Annotated in this window: 20 protein-coding genes and 1 pseudogene; 2 read left to right on the top strand and 19 right to left on the bottom strand. The window is 34.3% G+C overall.

All coding sequences use genetic code 11. From position 1 onward, the window contains the following. The first annotated feature begins 149 nt into the window (after positions 1 to 149). The gene (locus H600_RS0117615; protein WP_026730027.1) at positions 150 to 1,160 is read left to right on the top strand and encodes a helix-turn-helix domain-containing protein; all 1,011 of its coding nucleotides are present in this window, start codon (positions 150 to 152) and stop codon (positions 1,158 to 1,160) included. Between the two features lie 55 nt (positions 1,161 to 1,215). On the opposite strand, the gene H600_RS0117610 is transcribed toward H600_RS0117615, so the two are convergent. From H600_RS0117610 to H600_RS22250, 8 genes and pseudogenes are all read right to left on the bottom strand, one after another. Continuing rightward, on the bottom strand, positions 1,216 to 2,415 hold the full coding sequence (locus tag H600_RS0117610; RefSeq protein ID WP_026730026.1) for an NAD(P)/FAD-dependent oxidoreductase: 1,200 nt from the start codon (positions 2,413 to 2,415) through the stop codon (positions 1,216 to 1,218). After that, the gene (locus H600_RS22260; protein ID WP_035108741.1) at positions 2,412 to 2,945 is read right to left on the bottom strand and encodes a low affinity iron permease family protein; all 534 of its coding nucleotides are present in this window, start codon (positions 2,943 to 2,945) and stop codon (positions 2,412 to 2,414) included. Before H600_RS22260 ends, H600_RS0117610 begins: the two co-directional genes overlap by 4 nt. Then, positions 2,917 to 5,772 (bottom strand): AsmA family protein, encoded by a 2,856-nt coding sequence (locus tag H600_RS22255; protein WP_035108740.1) that lies wholly within the window; start codon positions 5,770 to 5,772, stop codon positions 2,917 to 2,919. Before H600_RS22255 ends, H600_RS22260 begins: the two co-directional genes overlap by 29 nt. A 12-nt stretch (positions 5,773 to 5,784) precedes the next feature. After that, positions 5,785 to 6,636 carry an MlaD family protein gene (locus tag H600_RS0117595; RefSeq protein ID WP_026730025.1) on the bottom strand — a complete coding sequence of 284 codons (852 nt, stop codon included), beginning with the start codon at positions 6,634 to 6,636 and terminating at the stop codon, positions 5,785 to 5,787. A 52-nt stretch (positions 6,637 to 6,688) separates the two neighbouring features. Further along, entirely contained in the window at positions 6,689 to 7,480 is a 792-nt protein-coding gene (locus tag H600_RS0117590) for an ABC transporter ATP-binding protein (RefSeq protein ID WP_026730024.1), read from the bottom strand. Between the two features lie 2 nt (positions 7,481 to 7,482). Continuing rightward, complete coding sequence (locus H600_RS0117585; RefSeq protein ID WP_026730023.1) at positions 7,483 to 8,241, bottom strand: MlaE family ABC transporter permease; 759 nt, start codon at positions 8,239 to 8,241, stop codon at positions 7,483 to 7,485. Positions 8,242 to 8,497: 256 nt separating this feature from the next. Then, positions 8,498 to 10,768: a glycosyltransferase gene (locus H600_RS0117580; protein ID WP_026730022.1), complete on the bottom strand. Its 2,271-nt coding sequence runs from the start codon at positions 10,766 to 10,768 to the stop codon at positions 8,498 to 8,500. Beyond that, positions 10,749 to 11,698: pseudogene (locus H600_RS22250) on the bottom strand (glycoside hydrolase family 130 protein). The gene H600_RS0117580 and the pseudogene H600_RS22250 overlap by 20 nt, the downstream one beginning before the upstream one ends. 388 nt (positions 11,699 to 12,086) lie before the next feature. Between H600_RS22250 and H600_RS22765 the strand changes: the two are divergent. Then, a complete protein-coding gene (locus H600_RS22765; protein WP_026730021.1) occupies positions 12,087 to 12,254 on the top strand; it encodes a DUF1328 domain-containing protein in 168 nt (55 codons plus the stop codon). Between the two features lie 86 nt (positions 12,255 to 12,340). Here the strand turns inward: H600_RS22765 and H600_RS0117565 are convergent, their stop codons facing one another. The 11 genes from H600_RS0117565 to H600_RS0117505 form a co-directional block, all read right to left on the bottom strand. Next, positions 12,341 to 12,808: a hypothetical protein gene (locus H600_RS0117565; RefSeq protein ID WP_026730020.1), complete on the bottom strand. Its 468-nt coding sequence runs from the start codon at positions 12,806 to 12,808 to the stop codon at positions 12,341 to 12,343. A gap of 34 nt (positions 12,809 to 12,842) precedes the next feature. Beyond that, on the bottom strand, positions 12,843 to 13,352 hold the full coding sequence (locus tag H600_RS0117560; protein WP_026730019.1) for a DinB family protein: 510 nt from the start codon (positions 13,350 to 13,352) through the stop codon (positions 12,843 to 12,845). 27 nt (positions 13,353 to 13,379) lie between these two features. Beyond that, a complete protein-coding gene (locus H600_RS0117555; protein ID WP_026730018.1) occupies positions 13,380 to 13,751 on the bottom strand; it encodes a VOC family protein in 372 nt (123 codons plus the stop codon). Positions 13,752 to 14,049: 298 nt separating this feature from the next. Next, positions 14,050 to 14,430, bottom strand: coding sequence for a DoxX family protein (locus H600_RS0117545; RefSeq protein ID WP_026730016.1), 381 nt, complete (start codon positions 14,428 to 14,430; stop codon positions 14,050 to 14,052). A 312-nt stretch (positions 14,431 to 14,742) separates the two neighbouring features. Next, positions 14,743 to 15,474 (bottom strand): GNAT family N-acetyltransferase, encoded by a 732-nt coding sequence (locus tag H600_RS0117540; RefSeq protein ID WP_026730015.1) that lies wholly within the window; start codon positions 15,472 to 15,474, stop codon positions 14,743 to 14,745. A 65-nt stretch (positions 15,475 to 15,539) separates the two neighbouring features. After that, positions 15,540 to 16,145, bottom strand: coding sequence for a Crp/Fnr family transcriptional regulator (locus H600_RS0117535; protein WP_026730014.1), 606 nt, complete (start codon positions 16,143 to 16,145; stop codon positions 15,540 to 15,542). 354 nt (positions 16,146 to 16,499) lie between these two features. Continuing rightward, positions 16,500 to 17,918, bottom strand: a complete 1,419-nt coding sequence (locus tag H600_RS0117525; RefSeq protein ID WP_026730012.1) for a TolC family protein — start codon at positions 17,916 to 17,918, stop codon at positions 16,500 to 16,502. Positions 17,919 to 18,241: 323 nt separating this feature from the next. Then, positions 18,242 to 21,406, bottom strand: a complete 3,165-nt coding sequence (locus H600_RS0117520; RefSeq protein ID WP_026730011.1) for an efflux RND transporter permease subunit — start codon at positions 21,404 to 21,406, stop codon at positions 18,242 to 18,244. Between the two features lie 11 nt (positions 21,407 to 21,417). Further along, positions 21,418 to 22,635, bottom strand: coding sequence for an efflux RND transporter periplasmic adaptor subunit (locus tag H600_RS0117515; RefSeq protein ID WP_026730010.1), 1,218 nt, complete (start codon positions 22,633 to 22,635; stop codon positions 21,418 to 21,420). A 245-nt stretch (positions 22,636 to 22,880) separates the two neighbouring features. After that, positions 22,881 to 23,474: a TetR/AcrR family transcriptional regulator gene (locus H600_RS0117510; RefSeq protein WP_026730009.1), complete on the bottom strand. Its 594-nt coding sequence runs from the start codon at positions 23,472 to 23,474 to the stop codon at positions 22,881 to 22,883. 314 nt (positions 23,475 to 23,788) lie between these two features. Further along, a complete protein-coding gene (locus H600_RS0117505; RefSeq protein ID WP_245176596.1) occupies positions 23,789 to 24,715 on the bottom strand; it encodes an SMP-30/gluconolactonase/LRE family protein in 927 nt (308 codons plus the stop codon). Positions 24,716 to 24,868: the final 153 nt, after the last annotated feature.

Here is a 24,868-nt window from a genome sequence, read left to right as displayed (position 1 = left end):
CCTGAAGTAATTATAAAACAAAACTCAAAAATTATATAACATTTTTCGAGATAGCTTGACCGAACTTTGGATTGTTGATTTTAAAAACAATACTACTGTATTTTAAGATTGATATCTGAAATGAAATACCAAATCTAAATATAAGCAAAATGAAAATAGTTGCAATACATACAGAACAAATTCAAAATGTTTTTGAAGAATTGAATGCTAATTTGGACGGAGAAATAACTTTTGATTTTGACGAATACAAATTGGAAATCAATAATAGTTTTGCTCGCGGAACAATTACTGGAGCATCTTTCAACGATAATATTTCGTATGTTCAATTTGATATGACATTTTCAACTCCGGTTAGAATGGACTTTTTGAATGTGGTGTCAACACCGGTTTATTTTGCTTATTGTTCAAAGGGCGGTCTGACGCATAGTTTTGGGATTAATGGCGAAGAACGAAAATTTAAGACTTTTCAAACTGCAATTTTGGCTTCTAATCATAACCAGGACAATGTTTTATTTTTTGAAAAAGAGGTGAATACAAAACTGACTCTGATAATTGTTGGTACGCAATCTGAACAGCCTTATATGATTCCATCATTAAACCAAAAAGTAAAAGAAACCTTTTTTGAAAATAATGCGACACAGAATTTCTTTTACATGGGCTCATACAATTTGAAAATTGCGGAGAAAATCGAGCAGCTTAACGCCGTGACACAAACCGGGATTGTTAGAAATTTATTAAAAGAAGGAATTTTGAAAATTATTCTGGCAATGGAAATCCAACAACATAGCGACGACTTGAATGCTTTTTCAAAAGAATCAAATTGTTTGACGCTGAAAGAAATGGAAGAAATCAAAGAACTTTCGGAATTTATAAAATCAAGTCCAGAAGAACCATTTACAATAAAATCGCTGAGCAAAAAATCGGGCTTGTCACCAAATAAATTGCAGGAAGGATTCAAAATGATTCATGACAGAACAGTTAACGATTATATCACGCACATGAGAGTTTTGAAAGCCGAAATCTTAATGCGCACCTCTGATTTGAATATTTCTGAAATTGTCTACTGCATCGGATTCACAAGCAGAAGTTATTTCTCGAAAATCTTCAAACAAAAATTCAACTGTAGTCCTAAAGAGTATAAGTTTAATTTAAGTTGCTAAGCTACTAAGATGCTAAGTTTTTTCGCTTAGAACCTTAGCATCTTAGCATCTTTTTTTAACGTCCGAAGCGGTAATACTCTAAATCCATATTGGCTTTATTATTGATAGAATCCAAAATTGAATTCATTCCGATGACGCTGAAAGTGATTCCGTTGCCTCCAAAACCTAAAACATAATGTTCATTTTTTTTAGGATCAGGTTTTCCAAAATAGGGAAGCCCATCTTTTGTTTCGCCAAAAGTCCCTGCCCAGGAATAATCTAATTTAAAATTGATATTCGGGAATTTTCTTTTGAAGGAACGCATTAAAAACTGCTCTTTTTTAGGAATTAGCTTATCGCGTTTTTTGGCATCTACAAAATCTTCATCGCCTCCGCCTACAATCAGTCTATTATCAGAAGTCGACCTAAAATACAAATACGGATTTGAAGTATCCCATAAAATAGAGTTTTTGAAAACAGCGGGCAACTCTGGCATGCTTTCAGATGCAATGACAAAAGTGCTTTTTAAATCGACCACCTTTTCTTTTAGGGTTTCTATGCTTTCATATCCAGAGCAGTGTATTATGTGACTTGCAGTTATAGTGTTTCCATTTTCAGTTTGCGCAATAAGTTTTCCACCTTGACTTTTTATAGATGCAATGTTGGTACGGTCAAAAATTTCCATTCCTTTATCTTTGCAGTAAGCAAATAAATCCTGTGCCAGATGGTAAGGATCGACAACAGCAGCGGTTTTAGATTCTATAGCAGCAATTGCCTTTAATCCCATTGTTTCTAAATCAGATTTTCCCAGCCAGTTGACATCAAATCCATGCTGTTTTCTGGTCTTGAATTCATTTTTTAGAAAAGTAATATCTTTTTTTAGCGTACAGAAATAAATGCTTTTTTTGAATTCAAACTCACAATTGCTCTGTATCGTGTCAATAATTGTTCGAAGATCAAAGATGGCTTTTTTGCCGTTTATATAACTATTTACGGCGCAGTCAGCTCCCCGAATTTTTATCAGTTTATGTAAAGCAATATCAATTTCATATTGAAGCAAAGCTGTACTTGCAGCCGTGCTTCCGTTACAAATATCGCGTCGGTCTACTACAACTGCCTTCTTCCCTTCGGTTATTAATTTATAAGCAATTAAAGCGCCTGTAATGCCTCCTCCAATAATTAAAATAGGGGTGTCGATATCTGCATCCAATGATGGATAACTTGATTGCATTTCATGTTTTAAAGGCCAGAAAGTTTCTGTTGAGCGTAGTTTCATTTTTTTGCGGTTTTTGAGGAAGTTGTAGAATTTGGTTTCGCAGCTGTTTTATTCTTCGTTTTGATTTGCATTCTTTTTTTGTCTTTTCGCGCATGCTGTTCATGAGCTTCAGCGATTGAATGTGATGTTCTTATCGTTTCATCTTTTTTTGCCAATTCACTCAGTCTGTGATAATATTTTTGAATAATAACCATTTCCTCTTCGGTCATACTTTCAATATCTACAAGACTGTTGCTTGAAAATTCGCTAGAAGCTACCAATTCGTTAAGCTTTAGCTGAATAGCCAATGAATCTTTATTTTGCGCTTTCTGAATCAAGAAAACCATTAAAAAAGTGATAATCGTTGTTCCTGTATTGATGACCAATTGCCAGGTTTCAGAGTAATCGAAAAATGGACCAGAAATTGCCCATACCACAACCAGTAAAAAAGCACTGATAAATACGGGCGTACTTCCTGTTGCTTTGCAAACTGCACTTGCAAATTTTTCAAAAGCGCTATTTTTATTTTTGTTTTGATTTTTTGTTTTCATTTGAATTTGATTTTTTGGGTTTGCTTACTTTTTCTTCCCGAATCACTTTATTATGTTTTTCATCATAAACGGCTTCATCAATTTTTTGACCTGTTTTGCTGAAAATTTTTATTTTGGGATCCTCATGCGTTCCAGTGATTACAATTGGAAATCCAATAATTCCAAAAGGAGGAAGACCTAAACGCATTCGTAAATCCAATAATCCATCAAAACTGGTCGTTCCTTTAATTGTGGGTTTAAAACTGGCTACAGAGAAGGTAAATGGCTCTACAAAAATTAAGTTATTATCAATCGTTGATTTGATTTCTATTCCTTTCATGTCTGGATTATTAAGGCCTTTTTGTCCCGTTTTTGAACTGATTCCGTCAAATAATTTTAAGCCTTTTACTTGAACATCGCGCAGATTTATTGTTCCACCACCTTCTAATGATTCATAAATCGGACTCATATTTCCATCTACATCGCCTTTCACTTTATAATCGACTGAAATAATTCCCTGCGCTTTTTCGGCAACCGTTACCATGTCATGAAACATCGGAATTTCTTTATAGGCTCTTTGTACGCTAAAATCTTTTGCCGTAAAATGTGCGTCGAAATGTGCCGAAGTTGGCGATTCGTCTTTATATGAAGCATCAATTCCAAGTATGCAGTCGATAAGATTGAAGGTGGTTTTTTCTAAATAAAAACCTTCTTTTGCAATACCAACTTTTCCAGAAAGTTTATTCAAAATTAATCCGTTGTATTCGACCTTATCGGCATTTGCATTAAGTGAAACATTTAAGTTTTTTGGAACGATAACAACACCACTCATTTTCGGGTGATCTTCTTTTGCATATTCTACTTCTATATTTCGGTCTTTATTTTCACCTTTTTCGAGCGCCATAAATTCATCCACATTGATCAATTTTGATTTCATGTTGAAATTGCCACTTAAAGTTCCGTGTGATTCCAAAAAGTAATTGATGGTATTTAAAAGATATCCGTTAATGTCAAAATCAGATTTTCCGTAAGAAGCATTGAATTTTTCAAACCACATTTTTTCGTTCTGAAAACGGAAATTCCCTTGTTTGATAAAAAATGCTTTCGGGAAAAGTTCTGATGTTGCTTTGATATTTTTTAGTAAAATTGTCCCTCGATTATCCAATTTATCATATTGTCCTGTCGCAGCATAACTTTGTTTTCCTTTAAGCGAAAGATCTGCTTTTGCGTAGCCAGTTACGTCAACTCCTTTTTGAGAGAAAACTTGGTAAATTCGGCCAACATTCAATTCTCCTTTGATTTTAGCATTATAAGCCAAATCATTAAAATCAGAAAGTGTAGCGTTTATGTACATTGGATTTCCTTCAAAAACAAATGATGCTGGCGCTACAGCAACAATTAAATCTTCATAAGTTCCCGCTTTGTTGAGTACATTGGCGACAAAAGTAATATTGGTAATTGGGTTAGGATAGGAGTCGGTTTTGAGCCAGCCATTTCGAAGCGAAATACCGCCGATAGTTTTTGGAAATAATTTTTTGGATGTACTAAAAAGCCCTTTTGCTTGAATATTTGTCTTCAAAATCCCTTTCAATTCTAAAGAATTCAATCCTAATGCAGCATCAACAACAGCAAGATCCAGCGCGCCTTTTACGCTCGCATCAATTGTCATTTCATTATAACCCTTACTGTGGAGATAAGCGTTGAGATAATCTTTTTTGCCAACTTTAAATTTGAAAGTTCTTAAGTTTATCAATAATTGTTCCATGTCTAATTCAGGCAAAATGGCATTTAAATCCATTTGAAAATCAGTCAACGGAACGGGAGCATCTTTATAATTGACAGCACCTTTATCAATTTTTAAATTGAAAGCTAAGTTTGGTTTTTGCTTTTTGGCAACATTGTAATTTCCTTTAAAAGTAAAAAGCAAATCGCTTCGACCCGAAATATCAGTTTTTTCGAGCCAAGTTAAATATTCTGGTGGCATTACTGATAATAAGTCTTTTACGGTCGTATTTTCTGAAGCGGCCTTAATATTGATTTTATAACCATCTCTTAAAATAGTAAAAAGCCCTGTGAATTTTAAGGGCAGTTTATTGATATGTAATTCGTTTTTCTGCAGAATGAATGACAACGCGTGTGTATTGATTCGGGTGATTAAATCGGCGCTCACATTTTTTCTTCTTAAATAACCAGTTCGGTCGTAAAAAAAGTCGAGATTGTCAATTTTCGCATTGGTGCTCAAATCAAAAATATCTTGGCTCAAGTTGCCTTTTCCAATATAATTGAAACCTTTTGCATCGACTAATACTTTGGCAGAACGATCATTGTATTTTACATGGCAATTTTCAAGATCTATTCGTTCTAACCGAATTGCAGTTCCCTCTTCAGGTGCGTTTGGGTCTTTTTTATCTTCTTTCCAATCTTCTGGCGCAACATAATTATTGTAATTGGCTTGTCCTTTTTCATTTACCATTATGTTTATTAAAGCATCAGAAACGTATAATTTGTTGATTTTTACTTCGTTGTCAAAAATCAATCTTTTCAAGTTGATTCCAAATGCAACTTGTTCTGCTTTCAACAAAGTATCATTGCTAAAAGGCGCAGAACCCGTCATCGACAAATCATCTAATGATACTGTTAATGAAGGGAAATGCGTAAAAAAGGAAAGTTTTGATTTTGAAAAATCCAACTTGGTGTCTAGACGTTCATTGGCGATTTTTTTAACTTCGGAGGCTACTTTTCCTGGGAATAATAGCGGAAGCAAAAAAAGTAATAATAAGATTCCTGCAACTGTTATTCCGGACCATTTTAGAATTTTAAGGCTTATATTTTTATACGAAGTTTTCATGGCGTAGAATTTTTATTGTTTTTTTTCAGGCTCTTTTTTGGCATCTTCTGCTTTTTGTTTTTCCTGTTTTTCTTTTTCTTCTTTAGCTTTTTCTTCTTTGGCTTTTTCTTCCTTTTCTTTGGCCGCTTTTTCTTTAACTTCTTTTTCCTGCTGTTCTTCTTTTTTATCTTTCAGCTCTTCTTGTTTTTTTTCTTTCTCCTTTTCTTTTTTCTTGAAATAGCCTCTAAAAAGGAAATTGCTTTTTGCCGCTTCCATATTTTCGCTAAAACCTTTTGTACCGGATTCTAAATTTGAAAGAGTGTTAGAAACGCTATTTGCCATTTTATCGTCGCGTACCAATCGTGCTAAAGCTCCATTTCCGTTGTTCATGCTTTGGCTGAAAATGGCTAATTCTTCAGAAATCACACCTACATTATCCACGCTTTTTTTGACGCTTTTCATGATATCGTTCATTTCAATACCATCAATAGATGCAATGGCGCCATTGTCCTCAATGATTTTTGTTGATTTCGGACCTGGAGAAATTGTAAGGACTTTGTCGCCCATTAATCCGTCTGAGCCAATGCTGGCGCGAGCATCGGTTTTTATGAATTTGCGTATTTCGTCTTTTATAACCATTGAAACAATTACAGAAGAGTCGTTTATGATTCTTATTTCTTCAACGGTTCCAATGTTGATTCCAGAAAAACGAACATTGTTCCCAACTTCTAAACCGCTTACAGTTTTAAATTTTGAGCTAATGTGAAAAGTTTGGCCAAATAGGTTTTTTTGTTTTCCAATAAAATAAATGGCCATAATGAAAAGCAGCAGTCCAACTGATACAAACATTCCTAATTTCCAAGTATATCCAGATTCCTTTTCCATGATTTCTAATTAAATTATAAATTATGAGTTTGCTTTGCTTATCGCGTATTTCCTAAAGCTTAACGCTTTCAAAAAATGAGCGCACCCATTCGTCTTCATCTTTTTCTAATTCTTCATAAGTTCCTTCGGTATGGATTACGCCATCTTTCAAAACCATAATTCGGTCGGCAGTCATTTTGGCGCAAGCCATATCATGCGTAATAATTATTGATGAGGTTTTTTGTTTGTGTTTTATATCCAAAATCAATTCGCTGATTTCTCGCGATGTAATCGTGTCCAATCCTGTTGTTGGCTCATCATATAAAATGATTTCTGGTTTTAGTATTAATGTTCTTGCTAAGCCGATTCTTTTTCGCATTCCGCCCGATAATTCCGAAGGCATTTTATCAATAGCATCACTCAAGCCAACATTTTCAAGTGCTTCCATAACTTCATTTTCAACTTCATTAGGACTTAAATCTCTCTTGTGAGCAGTAAGTGTCAAAGCTAAATTTTCTCGAACGGACATCGAATCATACAAAGCGGCGCTTTGGAACAAAAAGCCAATTTTGACTCTTATTTTATTGAGCTCTTCTTTGGAAAGGTTAAGAACATTTTCATCAAAAACTTTTATTTCGCCTTGATCGGGTTCGATCAATCCAACAATACATTTTATGGTAACCGATTTTCCTGAACCTGAACGCCCTAAAATGACTAAATCTTCGCCTTTATTAACTGTCAGATTTATGCCTTTTAATACTTCGTTATCGCCACCAAAAGTTTTATGCAGATTCTTTATCTCGATAATTGGAGTCTGATTTTTATCTTTAGATTTTGGGTCGCTATTTTTCTTTTCCTTAATCATCTTTAAAAAAATAAATCGGTTATCTGTACTGCTACCATATCAATAATAAATATGCTCAAAGAGGCTGTCACAACTGCTGAGTTGGCCGCTTTCCCAACGCTTTCAGTTCCGTTTGAAGCATTAAAGCCTTTAAAACAACCAATCATTCCAATGAAAAAGCCAAAAAAGAAAGTTTTGATCGTTGCGGGAATAACATCTAAAAATTCTAATGACTGAATAATTTGCGTTAAATAACGACGGAAATTAACGTCGCCATGAATATTAATTCCGGCATAGCCACCTAAAATCCCTATTGCATCTGCAAAAAAGACTAAAATGGGTACCATTAAAGTACAAGCTAAAATGCGCGTTACAACCAAATATTTATATGGATTTATAGCCGAAACCTCCATTGCGTCAATTTGTTCAGTGACTTTCATAGAACCTAATTCTGCACCAATTCCCGATGAAATTTTTCCGGCACAGATTAGAGCTGTAATTACGGGAGCTATTTCACGAATGAGCGAAAGTGCGACCATTCCTGGTAACCAGCTTTCGGCACCAAAAGTCACTAATGTAGGTCGCGACTGAATGGTCAAAACTAATCCCATAATAAAGCCGGTTATAGCGACCAAGGGAAAAGATTTATAACCAATGGCATAACATTGCTTCAGGAATTCTTTTGTTTCATAAGGAGGCATTATAATTTCCTTAAAAAAACGTGATGCAAACAAAGTTGCACTTCCTATTTGTGAGAATGTATTTTTTAAGCTGAGAATCATAACGTCTTTTTGAAAGTTTAAAACAATTGTAAATCAGTTTTTTAACAGTTTTGTGCTCCTTTTATAATTATAGATGAAAGTTACCCTAATACTTGTTAAAATCTTTTACACAACTTTTTTTGAAGCTTATATAATTTTCATTTCAATGCAATAATTTAATCAAATTGACGTTTTCTCATTTCTTAAAACAAAAAATCCCTTTCATTAAGAAAGGGATTTTAAGGGTTTAATCGAGTTGGTTAGCTATGCTGGATTTTTATGAATTTATGGCAATGCCTCGTCGCGTTTTTATTAGCGGAATTACTTTGCTTTCTGCGTGAACAAAATTTTCCATCAATAAGCGGGCAGTTAAGAAGCAAATAGTCGATTCAGCGCCTTGATTCAAGTTTACATTTTCTTTTTCAAGTCCGTCGTAACCGCCACCGCTTACAGGGTTATACATAATTTGGTTTAAATGATTTTTTCCTAAAAACCAATTAAAGGCGGCCTTCATTTTATGTTTGTATTCTGGAATTTCAAATGCGTTGTAAAAAGCATTTAAAGTCTGAATTGTGTATGATACGTCAATTGGCTGTTCTCCGTATTGTTTCGGAACCGAATTTTTTTGAAGCCATCCTTGGTTTGAAATTACTCTGAATTCCTTATCAACAAACATTTTTGACATCAAGAAATCTAGTGAATCCATTGCCACTTTCTTGTAAATAGGTTTGTTGGTAATCAAATAGGCATACAGCATTGATTCTGGCAGAATTCCATTTGCATATGTCAAATAATTCTCAAACCATTTCCAGTTTTCTGAAGCGTGATCTTCATAGTTTGCAAGTAATTTTGCATTCAGTTTATTGATAATTGCCGCGACATATAAATTAGGTACGGCATTGTGATAGTGATACAGACCTTTTGTAGCGAAACCAATTGAACGAGGCGATTGTATTGTTTCGGCCCATTTCAAAGAGTTTAACAGACATCTTTCGGCTTTTTTGGAAATATTTTCTGGAAGTATATTCGCATTTGAAATCACAATTCCTAAAGCCCAAATCGCTCTTGCATTTGAATCTTCTAAATTTACTTCGGCATTCTGTTCAATATGTTCGCGATATTCTTTATCGACATAATTGATAAAACTGCCGTTTGGTTTTTGACATCTTTCAATGAAATCCAAGTAAATCAAAATATAAGGTAGATCTTCTTTGTCTTGCGTTAGTTGATAATGCATGCAAAAAGCAATCAATGCGCGGGCATTGTCATCTAATGTATAACCAGAATCTAAATCTGGAATTGAAATTTTGCTGAATTGAATAATGCCCAAATCAGTTGTCAATTTTTTGATATGCCTTAATTGAATATCTGGATAACTGAATTTGATATCTGCAGTATTTTTAAACAGTTTTTTATAGGTATTCATATGTGTAATGGCGCAATTCTCCCAAGACGATGCTCGGGTTTTTGAAAACGCTTGAATTCCCATTTCGTGTCTTAAATCTTCATCTGAAATCAGTTTTAAAGCAGCTTCAGCAAATTGGTCCACATTTCCAATGTCTACTAAAATTCCTAATTCTGGAGTTAAAACTTCTCGAGTATGAGGAATTTTTGAAGCTACCATTGGACAGGCACAGCTCATAGCATAAGAGAAAGTGCCGCTTACCGCCTGATTTGGATCTTTTGATGTAAACAAATAAATATCAGTTGCTTTTAAGTAATCTAAAAGTTCTTCTGTGTCTAAATATTCATTTATAAATCGAACATTGTTTTTCAGATTCAAATCTTCAACCATTGCTTCTAATTTATCTCGATAAGCATCAACTCCATCAATAATCAGGTTTGGATGTGTTTTACCAATGATCAAATAAAGTACATTCGGTTCTTTTTTGATGATTTTTGCCAATGCCTGCAAACCGGTTTCGATATTTTTCCCTTCGCCTAAAAGCCCGAAAGTTGATAACACCAATCGATCCTGAATATTGAATTTTGCCTTTGCTTGATGAGGTGTTTCATAAACTACAATATGCGTTCCGTGATGCATTGTTGTAATTACTGCTTCCGGAATTTCATAGTCATTCATCAAAATTTCTCTTGATTGATTTGTCATTACAAAAACCGAATTGCTATAAGTCAAAAGCAATTTTACAAAAGTTTTCAATTCGTTATTTGGATTTGGAATAACACTGTGAAAAGTAAAGGTTACTGGTTTTTTAATAGCATTCAAAAAATCAAGTAAATGATCTCCATAATTACCGGCAAATAAACCAAATTCATGCTGAATATGAACTAATTTTACGTTTTCGTCTTTATTGATTTCCTCGGCTACCGTTCTGTATTCATCTCTGTTTTTAGTATTCAAAGTATAAGCCTGCGTAGGATTTTCTTTTGGTTTGTCAACCAATTCACAAATTTCGCATTTAATAGATTTTCCAAAAACATTAGTAATTCCTTTAATGGTATCTTGTGTATAAGTTGCTATTCCGCATTGTGTTGGAGGAAAAGTAGAAAGAAAAACTATTTTCGATTTATTTGATATCGTCTTCATGGGGATTCTGTTTTAATTCAGTTAATAAGTCGTTCAAGTTCAATGAAGCCACCGCAATTTTGTCATCGGCGGCACCGTAATAAATATAGAGTTGGTCATCAAAAATGGCTGTTCCTGTTGGAAAAACTACATAATTGACATAACCGTGTCGTTCATAATGTTCAGACGGTGTGATAATAGGCTTTTTTAATCGGAACAATACTTTTGCTGGATTATTGAGATCTAATAAAGCAGCGCAGGCATGATATACCAAACCTTTTTCTCGTCTTTCAGCCGCATGATAAATCAGCAGCCATCCATCTTTAGTTTCAATTGGCGGGGCGCCTGGACCAATATGACTGGTTTCGTGGTCAAATTTTGGTTCCAGAATAATATGGTCTGGTAAGTTTTTGATATATTCCTTCCAGAATTCAACGGTTAATTCACTTTTTTTCTCAAAAGAGTAAATCTGAATTGATGGAAACAATCTATGTAAAGCTATGAATTTTCCGTCAATTTTCTTGGGGAAAAGCACAACATTTTTATCCCAAACAAACAAATTTTCTTTCATTGTTTCCGTCAGCGGATAATTTCGTTCGGTATTGAAAGCCAAAATTCTTGCAATACTCGAATTTTGTAAGTGCTTTCTAATCAGATTTGTAAATTCATTTAAAATAAATTTTGGTGTAATGATTCCCTTTTTTTTGAATGAAATCAAATCTTTTGATGTTGCCAAAGCTCCACAAGCGTTTATTCCGTCATACGTTACATACGTCATATAAAACGTATCATCAATTTTTGTATTCTGGGATCTTCGACGCCATGAATTTCATAAATATATTCAGGAGCGAAAATAGGTTCTGGTCGTCGTTCGACTAATGTTTTTGGCCCCTCAAATCTGGCATAGCCAATAGTTGAAAAATTTCCTCTTTTTGCTGCTCTGTAAAGCATATGAATATTATTTCCGTCTTGGTAAATTGCCGGATTTAAAACTCCTAATTCTTCAAAAGGGCGCTCTGTTTTTTCTAAAATAATGCCATGTTTGGTAGCTGTAATGCTTTGAACTGCCTCTATTTCCATCTTGCTAAAAAATTTTATCTAAAATTACTTTAGGAATAAAGCGGCTATTAATCCAATCGATCAAAAAATTAACTCAATAACATTTGCATGGGAATTTTGTAAGAGTAAAAAATGAATTCTAAAAATTAAGAGATTCCTTTGATATTTGACCTAATGTGCTATAAAAATAATTTTTAGAGTCAATCTAATTAACATTAGAGTACGAAATTTGGCGATAATCAAAAGGCTATCAAATTTTATTAACATTAAAAAATGTAGTATGACACATTGGACTATTACTTTTATTGTTCTAGCAATTATTGCTGGAATTTTAGGTTTTGGAGAAATTGGAAGCGCGTCTTCCTATATTGGACAGGCTTTTTTCGTTGTATTTTTGATTTTAACTTTTATAACAGTAATAATTGGAAAGATAAAAGTGTCGCACTAAAAAGTATTCTTAAAAACCAAAAACCAAAAAGCGAAATCAAGTAAATCTTGGTTTCGCTTTTTTCATTTCATATTTTATTTGTCCCCCTATGGTCTCAATGATAGATATTTTTTGTGGATAAATGCTATCGGAATTCCGATGCAGAAAATCAGAATGATAATAGAAAGAAATAGCGGAAAATCTAAATGTTTTTCAGGCAAGACCGGAAACACAACTGGTAACACAACCAAATTCATTACAATCCAGACTAAAATGCCATAAACAATTCCAGATAATAATGTGTTTTTTTTCAAAAATGAAAAATAAGGATAAACCGTAAAGTAAAACCAAGCAAATGTAAATGCTATAAAATAATGTAATAACAGTCCGTATAACGCCATTTGTGAGCCACCTGTATAGGCTTCTTTTTTGAAGATACCACTGGCAATGGACTGCAAAATTTTGACACCAGTAGTTTTATTCAGAATGCCTGCGTAAATGGTTATTGCAGCAACAATATCTAAGGTTCCGGCTATTAATCCCGCAATAAAAATGGCTCCGCTTTTTGATTTCATATAAATAGGTTTTGGTCGATTTGAAGCTTTAGAATTATATTTTGGTCAGCATTTTAAAAATAGAATTTAATTGATTCGTGTGTCGTTGTGTATGTATTAGTCCAAAATGAATCCATTCAAAAATGGTGAAATTTTCAAACCCTGGGACATGAAAATCCAGACAAGTCAAGGTTAAATCATACTTTTCAGTTGCCTGAAGCAAATCAGATTCTATTTTCAAGATGGATAAAGTTAATGAATTTTTATTGTAATCTTTTTTTTCTGGCACAAGAAACTCAGGTGAATTCATTTTGGAATTAAAGTCAAGAAAAATTCCGTCAAGTAAAGGCACAAATTCATTATGTTTCCTAATCGTTTTTTGAGTATTGCCAGCGAATAATTCGGGATAGCCCGAGCAGGCTAAAATAATATGCTGTGCAGTTTGTCCTGCAGTCCAGCTGTCTTTATACGGAATTGTATTTAATTCGTCTTCAGAAAAAGAGGAAAGAGTATCATTTAATTTTTTGAATGTTTCAACAATATTTTTTTGAACTTCGGTTTTCATATTATTGATTTTTAAAGTTTTATCGATTTATACGGATGTAATCCACCAGACATTCCCAAACGGATCTGTTACGCCGCAAGTTCTGCCATAATCTTGATCGCTTAATTCCATTAATGAAGTGGCTCCGTTTTCTAATGCTTTTTTATACGTTTCATCGGCATTTGGAACATAAACAAACAAGTTTGCATTTTGTTTCGCCCAATCTGTTATTTCATCAGTAATCATTATTGTGCTTCCGTTTAGTGTAATTTCGGCATGCATAATGGTTCCGTCTTCACGAAGTGATTTTGTATTAGTTTCTGTTGCACCAAAAACATTTTTTGTAAAATCTATAAATTTTGATGCGCCTTGTAAAATCAAATAGGGCATGATCGTTTGATGTTCAGCTGGAATATTCATTTTTCTGTGATTTAAAATTCAGTATTCTAAAATTACAATTTTATTTTTAATATTTTGTAAATCAATAATTTATGAATTACAAAAGCACTTCGCAATAATATCCACAGGAATTTAGAAGCTCAATTACACTTTGATTGCAAATTGAGGACGCATGAATGCGCAAAATTTTATCACAATCTTCCAAATCAAAATTGATAATGCTGTTGGGAAAATGTTCAAGAAGTTTCCCAACAATCAAATGAGATTGCTCTACTTCCTGAACATTTGTTTTGAAAACCTCGATCATCACTTCAAAAGATTATAAGGCTATATTTTTATAGCGTTCAATTTTATGATAATAGATATAGGAAATGGCTAAGATCAGTAAAATAATCAGTGGAAAGAAGCTTTGAAAATTCATTCCGTCAACTGCAAAATGACTAATTGAAGCAAATATAAAATCAAATCCGAATCCGGCATAAGCCCATTCTTTTACATTTTTTGGAACTTGCGGAATTACTAACGCCAACACTCCCAATACTTTGAAAACGACTAATGCATTTCCAAAATACTCAGGATAACCTAAATGCCTGATTCCTTCTTTCGCCAATTCTGTTTGAGATGTCAATGCTGGCATAACGCCTTCAAATAAGAAAATTAGAATTGTCGTTGTCCAAAAAATAATTTTTGCTTTTTTCATGTGGTTTTGTTTTTAAATAGTTATCAGTTAATGTATTACAAATGTAATATTCTTACTTTTTTATTTAAATACTTATTTCCGACTATTTTAGGGGCATTTGAGACAAGATTTCTTTTTAGGTTCAAAGGGCCAAAGTGGCAAAGGCTCAGAGGATTTATTTTTATGCCACAGATTAAAAAGATTAAAAGATTTGTTTCTCGCAGATTTGGCAGATTGAGCAGATTATTTATTTACTTTAAAATATAATCGACTTAATCTGCCAAATCTGCGAGAGCTGAAAAAACTTCGGAACTTCGCGTCTTTGTGAGAGATTTATGTAAGTTCATAATTCGTAATTAAAAACAAATCTTCAAACCCTAATCTGGTATAAATGCCTTTCCCTAGAGGAGAAGCTTGCAACTGTGCATATTCGCAATCTGCATCAATAGCTTCGTTGATGGCGAATTTCATGATTTCTTCGGCGAAACCTCTTTTGCGCATTTCGGGAATTACGCCGACACCATGAATTCCCATAGTTTTTCCAGTTTGAAAAAGGGTAAGTGTTCCTATTGGTTTTTCGTCAAAATGAACCAGATAAAACTTCACATTTTCGTAATTATGAACTAGCGTTTCCTTGCTGATGACGTAGCTAAAAGATAAAGGGTAAATGTCAGACCAAGTTTTGGCATCATTTTCATTTAAAACTCTTTTAAAAGTAAGGCTGTTTTCAACTGGAAATTTCTCGCCTAGTTTTAAAGCCATCGCCATGAGTTGAATTCTTATTTTAAATCCGTTTTTCTCGAAGATTTCATTTGAATTGCTTCCAAAAATATCCCAATACGGAATGATCAAACCGGGATTCTTTTCTATAATTTCAAGAATTTGTGGCAGATTTTCTTCGGTAATATCTTCGCGGAACCACAATCGGTTTGGCCAGCCGGAATTTTTTATTTGACTGAATTGAAATGGATCGTTTTTATGATAAGAAAGAAGAGGAGTTGCAACAGTTTTCCAAAGCGAGGTAAGATTGTCAATATTATCTTTGATGAGGTTTATATTGTTCATTTTAATGTCGAATTTTAAAACAAAGATAAATGAGCAATTTTAGGAAAGCCTTTACATATGTTGATTTATGAAACTTTTTCAAGATTTTTTCGAATTCGGCTTAACTGAGTTGGTGTAATGCCTAAATGTGAAGCAATATGTAGTAACGGAATTCGATCTGCTATATTGGGATGTTTCTCTAAGAAATTTAAGTATCTTTCAGTTGCATTTTGCATAACCAGAGCAATCTCTCTTTGTTCTTTTTCAATAATCCAGTTTTTTTCCAAATAGGCAATATAGAAGGTTTTAAGATCATCATTTTCGTTAATCAACTTTGTATATTTCTTGTAATCAAGAGCGATTAAAATACAATCTTCCAAAGCTTCGATCGTAAAACTGGAAGGAGTTTGCAGTATTGATGATACTTTAGAACAGGCAAGTTTGTTTTCGAGAAAAAGATTTTTGTTATAGAAATTTCCTTGTTCGTCTGTAATAAAAGTTCGCAGAATTCCTTTTGCAATAAAATAAAGATTTTTACAGATTTCCCCGTGTTCTAGCAATATTTCTCCTTTTTTGATGGTCTGGAAATGCGTCAGGTTTTCAATTAATTTCCATGATTTTTCAGAAATTGGAGCATAACTTTCGAAATATAGTTTTAGATTGTTGAGGTAATTCTGTTGGTCAGTGGTCATTTTATTTTTGCTTTTGCGAAAGATTAAAATTAGATAAGTTTTTTGTTTGATGCAAGCGGGATTAATAGCTCTCGCAAAGTCGCAAAGACGCGAAGATTTATTTTTCACGCAGATTTAAAAAAGATTTAAGCGAATTTGCGCAGATAATTTTTTTTAAATCTGCGTGAAATAAATACTTAATAACTTTGCGACTTCGCGACTTTGCGAGAAATTCCAAAAAGCTTTTATGTCTTTTGCGTATCCCGATAGTTATCGGGATTGCGCCCTTTGCGTTTAAATAAAAAAACGCCATGAAACCATAAAAGTCTCATAGCGTTTTCATCTCAAAAAATAAATAATTAACGGGTACGGGTATTATTTCCAGCCACCTCCAAGTGCGCGATACAATTCTGTATTGGCTGTTAATTGTTGTCTTTTTATGTCTGCCAATTCTAATTCGCTTTGCAATAAATTGGCTTGTGCAGTTAAAACTTCAAGATATTCGGCCATTCCGTTTTTGAAAAGCAGGTTAGCATTTTTAATAGCTTGTTGCAACGTTTGTACTTTTTGCTGAAGGAAATTTTCCTGTTGTTGCAATTTTTCTGTTACAACCAAAGCATCAGCAACTTCGCTCACCGCAATCAAAACCGATTGCCTGAAATTGATAACTGCTTTTTCTCTTTCAGCAACAGCAATATTATATTGTGTTTTTAGTCTTTTATTGTTCAATAATGGCTGTGTCAAACCTCCGGCCACAGTTCCAAAAAGAGAAGCCGGAATATTGAACCAAGTGCTAGTTTCAAAAGAATTTACGCCACTTTGGGCAGTAATTCTTAAAGTTGGATATAAATCGGCTTTTGTGATTCCGACATTCGCATTGGCGATTTTTAATTCTAATTCGGCACTTTTAACATCAGGTCTTCTGCTTACTAATGAAGCCGGAATTCCTACCGTATTGTTGTTTTTAACTGCAACTGAATTTAATAAAGCTGTTCTTTGTTTTGAAGAAGGAAATGAACCCGTCAAAACACTCAAAGCATTTTCCTGAATTGCAATATTTTGTTCCAATAACGGAATCAATTGTTCCGAATTTAGTTTCTGTGCTTCCGATTGTTGAATTGCCAATGACGTGGTTTGTCCAGCAGCATATTTTAATTTGATGATATTGGTTGTACTATCGTTCAATTTCACATTTTGTCTCGCAATATCAAGCTGAGCGTCCAACATCAAAAGATTGTAATATCCTCTTGAAACATTGGCAACAATATTAGTCTGCAACGCTTTTTTCACTTCTTCAGATTGAAGATATGCTGCAAAAGCGCCTTTTTTCTGGTTTTTGATTTTTCCCCAAATATCAGCTTCCCAAGAAAGTGTCGCTCCTGCAGAGAAATCGTCAATATGTTTTGCACCCAATGCTTGATTCAAATTCATCCCAGTAAAACTATTATCTGACGGATTGCTTGAACTTGCAGTTATACCCAAGTTAACCTGAGGCACATTTCCCCATTTTGATTGTGTAAAACGGTATTGTGCAATTTCGAGATTTTTAGTAGCAATCTGCAAATCGTTGTTTCTTGCGATGGCGCTGTCAATCAATTGTACGATATCTTTTTCGGTATAGAAATTTTTCCACTCCAAATCGCCAATACTCGTTGTATCTTTTGAAACAGCTGCATTCCTGAAATTCTCAGGAAATGCATCTTTTGGTGTTTCAATATCCTTTGATACCTTACAGGATATTAAGGTCGTGATCAGAATGGCGAAGACCACGATTTTGGTTATATGATTTTTCATTGTTTTTTTATTAAAATTCCTTTAACCCGTTTGGGTGTAATTTTTTTTAAACGCATAGAGACATAGTTTTTTGGGAATTTGAAAAAGGCGTTTCATTTATTTTAAATTCACATAGTTTTCTATGTGTTGAAACTAGTTTCTTCTAATTTCTTTACATATTATCCTATGTCTCTATGTGTTAAAATATTTTTTTTAACCTCATTAACAGATTAAATTTCTGTGCAAATATCTTTTTTCGTTTCAAGATCTTTTGAGATTCTGTACGATATATATGCGATGCCAATTATTATGGTCACCAAGATTGTCGTTATATAGTTTTCCATTTATTTTTCTTCGTTATGAATTACTGCTACTGGTTTTCCAGTAACTTTTTCTTGTAAATGTTGGAATACGATGAATAAAACCGGAATAATAAATAATCCGAGAATTACTCCAGAAAGCATTCCGCCCGCTGCTCCAATACTGATTGAATGATTTCCTTGAGCCGATGGTCCTTTGGCGCTCATCATTGGCACTAAACCAACCACAAAGGCTAGGGAAGTCATGATAATAGGTCGCAAACGTAATTTTGCAGCATCGATTGAAGCTCTAACTAAAGCTTGTCCTGATTTTCGTTTCTGTACCGCAAACTCCACAATCAAGATGGCATTTTTAGCGAGAAGTCCAATCAGCATGACAAGTGCAACCTGAACGTAAATGTTGTTTTCGATTCCGGTCAAGCCGATTGCCACAAATACTCCGAAAATACCTGCAGGGATTGATAAGATTACAGCCAATGGCAGAATATAACTTTCATACTGTGCGGCAAGTAAGAAATAGACGAATATCAAACACAGTAAGAAAATCGTTGCCGACTGCCCTCCAGAAGAAATCTCTTCGCGAGTTTGTCCTGAAAATTCATAACCATAACCTGCAGGAAGTTGTTGTGCTGCAACTTCTTCAATTGCTTTAATAGCGTCTCCAGAACTAAATCCAGGTTTCGGAATCGCATTAATCGAAATTGAATTAAATAAGTTGTAACGTGAAGCGGTTTCAGAACCATAAACACGAGTCAGTTTTACTAAAGTGTTTATCGGAACCATTTCGCCTGTTTTATTTTTCACAAAAACACGGTCAATTGATGATGGATCAGCTCTGTCGGCAATATCAGCCTGAACTACAACTCGGTAATATTTTCCAAATCTATTAAAATCGGAAGCCTGAGCACTACCAAAATAAGTCTGCATCGTTTGCAAAATGTCTTTTACATTCACGCCTAATTGATTTGCTTTTTCATCATTAATATCCAATTGCAATTGTGGATAATCGGCTTTGAAACTCGTAAAGGCTACAGCAATTTCTGGGCGTTTCATCAATTCTCCAATGAAATTTTGAGAAATTCCGCTGAATTTATCCAGTTTTCCTCCAGTTTTATCCTGAAGCACTAAATCTAAAGCTTCAACATTACTAAATCCTGGAACAGTTGGGAAACTGAAAACAAAGAAACTTCCTCCTGAAATTGAACCCAATTTGCCACGAACTTGATTCATGATTTCCTCGATATTTTTCACTTCGCCTCTTTCTTCATTTGGTTTAAGCAATACGAAAACAACTGCGGAAGACGGACTAGTAGAATTTGTCAACAAGTTGAAACCTGAAATTGCGGTTACAAATCGTGATGCATCTAAACCTCTTAAAGTATTTTCAGCTTCCGTCATTACTTTTTGAGTTCCGTCAAGCGATGTTCCAGATGGCGTGTTTACTGCAATCGCAATAAATCCCTGATCTTCTGTTGGAATAAATCCTGCTGGAGTTGTTTTTACTAATAAAACAGTTGCCAAAGTAATAGCTGCTAATCCGCCTAAACTCAACCATTTTTTTCTGATTAAGAATTTAATTCCGCCTACATAACGATTTGTAAGCGATTCAAAACTGCTGTTGAAAGCGGTAAAGAATTTTTCCTTAAATCCTTTTTTTGCATAAGGCACATTTGCATCGTGAGCACCGTGATTATCTTTCAAAAATAATGCAGCAAGTGCAGGAGACAATGTCAAGGCATTAACAGCCGAAATTACAATTGCAATTGCCATAGTAAAGGCAAACTGACGATAGAAAACCCCTGTAGAGCCTTCCATAAAACCAACCGGCAGGAATACAGCAGCCATTACCAGCGTAATCGAGATAATAGCACCCGTTATTTCGTGCATTGCTTCATGTGTGGCTACTTTTGGAGACAAATGTTTGTGCTCCATTTTCGCATGCACGGCTTCTACGACGACAATCGCGTCATCCACCACAATACCAATCGCAAGAATTAATGCGAAAAGCGTTAGAAGGTTGATCGAGAATCCGAATAACTGCATGAAGAAGAACGTTCCTAAAATTGCTACAGGTACAGCAATAGCCGGAATTAATGTTGATCTAAAATCCTGAAGGAAAATAAATACCACAATAAATACTAGTATAAAAGCTTCTAACAAAGTGTGCTCAACCTGTTCAATGGATTGATCCAGCGATATTTTTGTACTATAGAAAATATTATGTTTTATTCCTTTTGGGAAATCTTTAGAGGCTTTTTCCATCATTTTATTGATGGCAATCTGAATATCATTTGAGTTAGAACCTGCTAACTGAATAACTCCAATTACAACTCCTTTTTTACCATTTAAACGCGTTAAACTGTTATATGAATAAGCGCCAAGTTCGACTCTTGCAACATCTTTTAAGTGAAGAACAGAACCGTCAGGATTAGAGCGAATTGCTATATTTTCATAATCCTCGGGTTTGGTTAGTTTTCCTTTGTATTTGATTACATATTCAAAAACTTCTTTGCTTCGTTCACCAAATTTACCTGGAGCCGCTTCCAAACTTTTGTCTTGAATCGCACTCATGATTTCGTTTGGCGTGATTTTGTAAGTTGACATTTGCGTTGGATTCAACCAAACACGCATAGAGTAGTCTTTTACACCACCAAAAATACTGGCAGAACCAACACCTGAAATACGTTTTAATTCTGGAATAATATTGATTTGTGCATAATTGGCAACAAAAGTCTGATCGTATTTTGATTCATCTTCGGTGTACATACCAATGGCCATGATGAAACTGTTTTGTTGTTTCGCCGTGATTACACCTTGTTGTACAACCTCCGCAGGAAGCTGACTTGTTGCTTGTGCAACTCTGTTTTGAACGTTGACCGCAGCTTGGTCGGCATCTGTTCCTAATTTAAAGAACACTGTGATAGCCAAACTACCGTCATTACTCGCGGTAGAACTCATGTAAGTCATGTTTTCTACACCATTTATAGATTCTTCCAAAGAAGGAGCAACCGAACGCAAAACCGTTTCTGCGTTTGCTCCAGGATATACCGCCGTTACCAAAACCGATGGTGGCGCAATATCAGGAAATTGCTGTAAAGGCAATTTAGTCAAGCCAAGTACTCCCAGAATTACCAATAAAATGGAAATAACGGTCGCCAGTACAGGCCTTTGTATAAATATTTTGAACATTGTCGTTTTTATTATTTTTGATTAATTACTTGGGCAACTTTTGTTGATTTTTCAGGTTGAATAACCTGTCCTTCCTGAAGTTTGTCAATACCGCTTAATACGATTTGGTCACCCGATTTTACGCCATCTTTAATTAGATAGTTAACACCGCTTTTACCAGCAATGGTAATGGGCATTTTGCTTACTTTGTTGTCTTTGCCTACAGTGAAGACAAATACTTTATCTTGCATTTCAACTGTCGCCGATTGCGGCACTAAAATCGCATCGTCGTGCTGAACGCCTAAACGGATTCTTCCTGTATTTCCAGAACGTAAAATTCCGTTTGCATTTGGGAAAGTTGCTCTTACCGTAATCGCTCCAGTAGTTTTGTCAAATTGGCCGTCAACCATATCAATTTTCCCAGTTTGAGGATAGGCATTATTATCTGCCAAAACTAAAGTTACAGGAGGCAGTTTTTTGATTTTATCACCAATTGTGCTTCCTGCATATTGCGCTTTGAAGTTGATGAAATCTGTTTCACCAAGAGAGAAATAAGCAAAAACTTCGTGAACATCTGAAAGGTTTGTTAATGGCTCAACATCTGTAGCCGAAACTAAACTTCCTTGTTTTTTAGGCAATCTTCCAATGTAACCGCTAACTGGAGCTGTTACAGTAGTATATCCTAAATTGATTCTAGCAGAACCAACCATTGCTTTTGCTTGTTCGATATTTGCAGCAGCAATTTTTTGCGAAGCTTTAGCCGTTTTTAATTGATAGTCTGAAACTACTTTATTTTGAACTAGTGGAGTCAATTTATCAACTTCTAAATTAGCGTTGATCAAGGCTGCTTCTGCTGCGTGAAGATTCGCTAAAGCGTTGTTCAATTGTTCACGGAAAGGACGTTCGTTTATTTTGAATAAAGTTTGACCTTTTGTTACGTAAGCACCTTCGTCAACATAAACTTTTTCAAGATTTCCACTAACTTGTGGACGAATTTCAACGTCAACAGTACCTTGTATAGAAGCAGGATATTCAGCGTCAGTAGTTGTGTTAGCGCTTGTGATTGCTGCCACAGGTAAAACCGGTGGAGGCGGAGCAGCAGGCGTCTGATTTTTATCAGCACAGCTGCTTAGTACTAATGCCAGAATAAAGGTGGTTATAATTACATTTTTCATTTTCATATTGGTTTTAATTTGTTGGACATTCATTTGTTTTAAAATCTTTTGCATTCTGACATTCTCAGGATTCATAATTAATTTAATTAAATTATCTAACGTTGTTAAGTTCATGTGCGCAAATTTGCTTTTTTAAGCTGTTTTTAATTCTGCTTTAAATCGGTATTAAATTATTTATCACCGTTAAGTAAAAGAGTAAAAAAAAGCTCTAATTACGTTAATTAAATTTTCTAACAGTGTTAAGTAAAACTTCTAAAAAAAAAGGATTTTATATGGTCCTTAAATTATTTTACACTGTTAAGTGAAATTGAAAATTTTTTTTATTGTATTGATTTGATAATACCGCCGATAGCGTCTTTCAAAATTTGATTGTTGATACTTTCCAAAGCTCCATTTCTGTTGATGATGTTGATTGCAATCAAACCATGAATAATAGAAAAGAAAGTAAAATACTTTTGTTTAATAATTTCCGGATCAGGATTGCTGTTTTTCATGACTTCAGCGATAACTGCCGTAAACATCATATACGGCGAATCTGAAAGCGAACATTGTTGTGAACAGCAGTTCATCTGAACTCCAAACATTACCTGATACATTTCGGTATCTGTAAAGGCAAAATCCCAATACGCCATCCACATGGCTTCTAATTGTTCTTCTGGTTTTTCAAATTTTGCTTTCGCTTTTTCTAATTCTTTTGCCAGTTTAATAAACCCTTGACCAGTCAATTCGGTCAATATCGCATCTTTATTAGAAAAGTATTCATAAATAATTGGAGCAGTATATTCAATTCTGTCAGCAATTTTGCGCATACTCAAACCATTCCAGCCGTCTTCTTTCACGATGTCATAAGCAGCCCCAAGAATGTTACTTCTTGTCTCTTCTTTTTGTCTTAAAATTCGATCTTTACTAGCCATTTTGATTAAGTATTAAATTGTTTAACACTGTTAGGCAAATGTATGGCGGTTTTTCGAATTATGAAATATTTTTATCATAATATTTTCTTATTGAATCATAGAGAGAACTAAAATGCTTTTAAAATAAAGCCTTTCGAAAGGTTTTATGTTTTTGTAAAATTTCATTTTAAGCAAAATTCAAACCAAATTCAAATCAAATTAAGAGGATTTTGAAGTTTTTTGATTCTGAAAAAAGTATGATTTTCTCACTAACGAATAAAATTTCGGTCAAAATAAAAATAAACAAAGGAAAATAGGAACGAATAATGTACAGATTATTTCATTCCTCGAACATTCATTTCAATCGTATAAACACTTTTGCTGGCAGTAATAAATAACGTTTTAAATTTTTTCCCTCCAAAACAAACATTAGCCGTCCAAGGTTCAGGAACATCAATATGGGCTATTTTTTCTCCTTTTGGATTGAATACGGTAACTCCTTTTCCGCATAAATAAATATTTCCAGATTCGTCTATTGTCATTCCATCTGAACCTGATTCTGTAAAAAGTGTTTTTTTTCCTAAAGAACCGTTGCTTTCGATGGTATAAGAGTAGGTTTTATTTGCGCCTATATCTGCTACATATAACGTTTTCCCATCCGAAGTTCCAATAATGCCATTCGGTTTTACAAGGTCATTCCCAACATTGATGATTTTAGATTTATCTGGAGATAAATAGTAAACACATTCTTTTTCTATTTCTTTAGAAGTATGTTTCCAATAATCCCTTTGGTAATAAGGATCTGTAAAGTAAATACCGCCTTTTGGATCAACCCAAAGATCATTGGGACCATTCAGTCTCTTTCCTTCGAAGTTGTTTAGCATTACAGTATAATTTTTGTTCATGTCTATTTTCCAAAGCTCATTTTTTTCATCGGCGCAAGCCAAAAGGTTGCCTTCGTGATCAATATACAAACCATTGGCTCTTCCTGCATTTTCCATAAAAACAGAAAGTTCGCCATTAACCGACCATTTCATGATTCGATTATTGGGCTGATCCGTAAAATAAACATTTCCTTTCTTATCTGAAGCAGGCCCTTCTGTAAAACTGAATTGATCGGATAGCATTGTGAGAACTGCACCTTTTGCTATTATGGTATGGCTTTTTTCATTTAATGTCTGAGCGGCTATAAAATTTGTAAAAGTTAAGGTAATAGCAAATAGAAAGTATGGTTTTATTTTAAGCTGGAATTGGTTCATCATAAAGGTTTAAAAATTGCTTTTGAAGTTTTTAAAAGTAGTTTTTATTTCTGATATTCTGCAAAGTCAGGCTCAAATTTGCTCGTAGTTGAATAATTTCTTTTGAGGATATGATTTTAAAGACAAAAAAAGCAAATAATAGTACAGCAACAAAAA

The sequence above is a fragment of the Flavobacterium denitrificans DSM 15936 genome (assembly GCF_000425445.1).
Taxonomy (GTDB): domain Bacteria; phylum Bacteroidota; class Bacteroidia; order Flavobacteriales; family Flavobacteriaceae; genus Flavobacterium; species Flavobacterium denitrificans.
This window is presented reverse-complemented; position numbering and strand designations above follow the sequence as displayed.

What these genes read in the sequence shown, in the direction of transcription:
- H600_RS0117615 (WP_026730027.1), top strand. Translation starts at nt 150, where the DNA reads ATGAAAATAGTTGCAATACATACAGAACAAATTCAAAATGTTTTTGAA.
- H600_RS0117610 (WP_026730026.1), bottom strand. Translation starts at nt 2,415, where the DNA reads ATGAAACTACGCTCAACAGAAACTTTCTGGCCTTTAAAACATGAAATG.
- H600_RS22260 (WP_035108741.1), bottom strand. Translation starts at nt 2,945, where the DNA reads ATGAAAACAAAAAATCAAAACAAAAATAAAAATAGCGCTTTTGAAAAA.
- H600_RS22255 (WP_035108740.1), bottom strand. Translation starts at nt 5,772, where the DNA reads ATGAAAACTTCGTATAAAAATATAAGCCTTAAAATTCTAAAATGGTCC.
- H600_RS0117595 (WP_026730025.1), bottom strand. Translation starts at nt 6,636, where the DNA reads ATGGAAAAGGAATCTGGATATACTTGGAAATTAGGAATGTTTGTATCA.
- H600_RS0117590 (WP_026730024.1), bottom strand. Translation starts at nt 7,480, where the DNA reads ATGATTAAGGAAAAGAAAAATAGCGACCCAAAATCTAAAGATAAAAAT.
- H600_RS0117585 (WP_026730023.1), bottom strand. Translation starts at nt 8,241, where the DNA reads ATGATTCTCAGCTTAAAAAATACATTCTCACAAATAGGAAGTGCAACT.
- H600_RS0117580 (WP_026730022.1), bottom strand. Translation starts at nt 10,768, where the DNA reads ATGAAGACGATATCAAATAAATCGAAAATAGTTTTTCTTTCTACTTTT.
- H600_RS22765 (WP_026730021.1), top strand. Translation starts at nt 12,087, where the DNA reads ATGACACATTGGACTATTACTTTTATTGTTCTAGCAATTATTGCTGGA.
- H600_RS0117565 (WP_026730020.1), bottom strand. Translation starts at nt 12,808, where the DNA reads ATGAAATCAAAAAGCGGAGCCATTTTTATTGCGGGATTAATAGCCGGA.
- H600_RS0117560 (WP_026730019.1), bottom strand. Translation starts at nt 13,352, where the DNA reads ATGAAAACCGAAGTTCAAAAAAATATTGTTGAAACATTCAAAAAATTA.
- H600_RS0117555 (WP_026730018.1), bottom strand. Translation starts at nt 13,751, where the DNA reads ATGAATATTCCAGCTGAACATCAAACGATCATGCCCTATTTGATTTTA.
- H600_RS0117545 (WP_026730016.1), bottom strand. Translation starts at nt 14,430, where the DNA reads ATGAAAAAAGCAAAAATTATTTTTTGGACAACGACAATTCTAATTTTC.
- H600_RS0117540 (WP_026730015.1), bottom strand. Translation starts at nt 15,474, where the DNA reads ATGAACAATATAAACCTCATCAAAGATAATATTGACAATCTTACCTCG.
- H600_RS0117535 (WP_026730014.1), bottom strand. Translation starts at nt 16,145, where the DNA reads ATGACCACTGACCAACAGAATTACCTCAACAATCTAAAACTATATTTC.
- H600_RS0117525 (WP_026730012.1), bottom strand. Translation starts at nt 17,918, where the DNA reads ATGAAAAATCATATAACCAAAATCGTGGTCTTCGCCATTCTGATCACG.
- H600_RS0117520 (WP_026730011.1), bottom strand. Translation starts at nt 21,406, where the DNA reads ATGTTCAAAATATTTATACAAAGGCCTGTACTGGCGACCGTTATTTCC.
- H600_RS0117515 (WP_026730010.1), bottom strand. Translation starts at nt 22,635, where the DNA reads ATGAATCCTGAGAATGTCAGAATGCAAAAGATTTTAAAACAAATGAAT.
- H600_RS0117510 (WP_026730009.1), bottom strand. Translation starts at nt 23,474, where the DNA reads ATGGCTAGTAAAGATCGAATTTTAAGACAAAAAGAAGAGACAAGAAGT.
- H600_RS0117505 (WP_245176596.1), bottom strand. Translation starts at nt 24,715, where the DNA reads ATGATGAACCAATTCCAGCTTAAAATAAAACCATACTTTCTATTTGCT.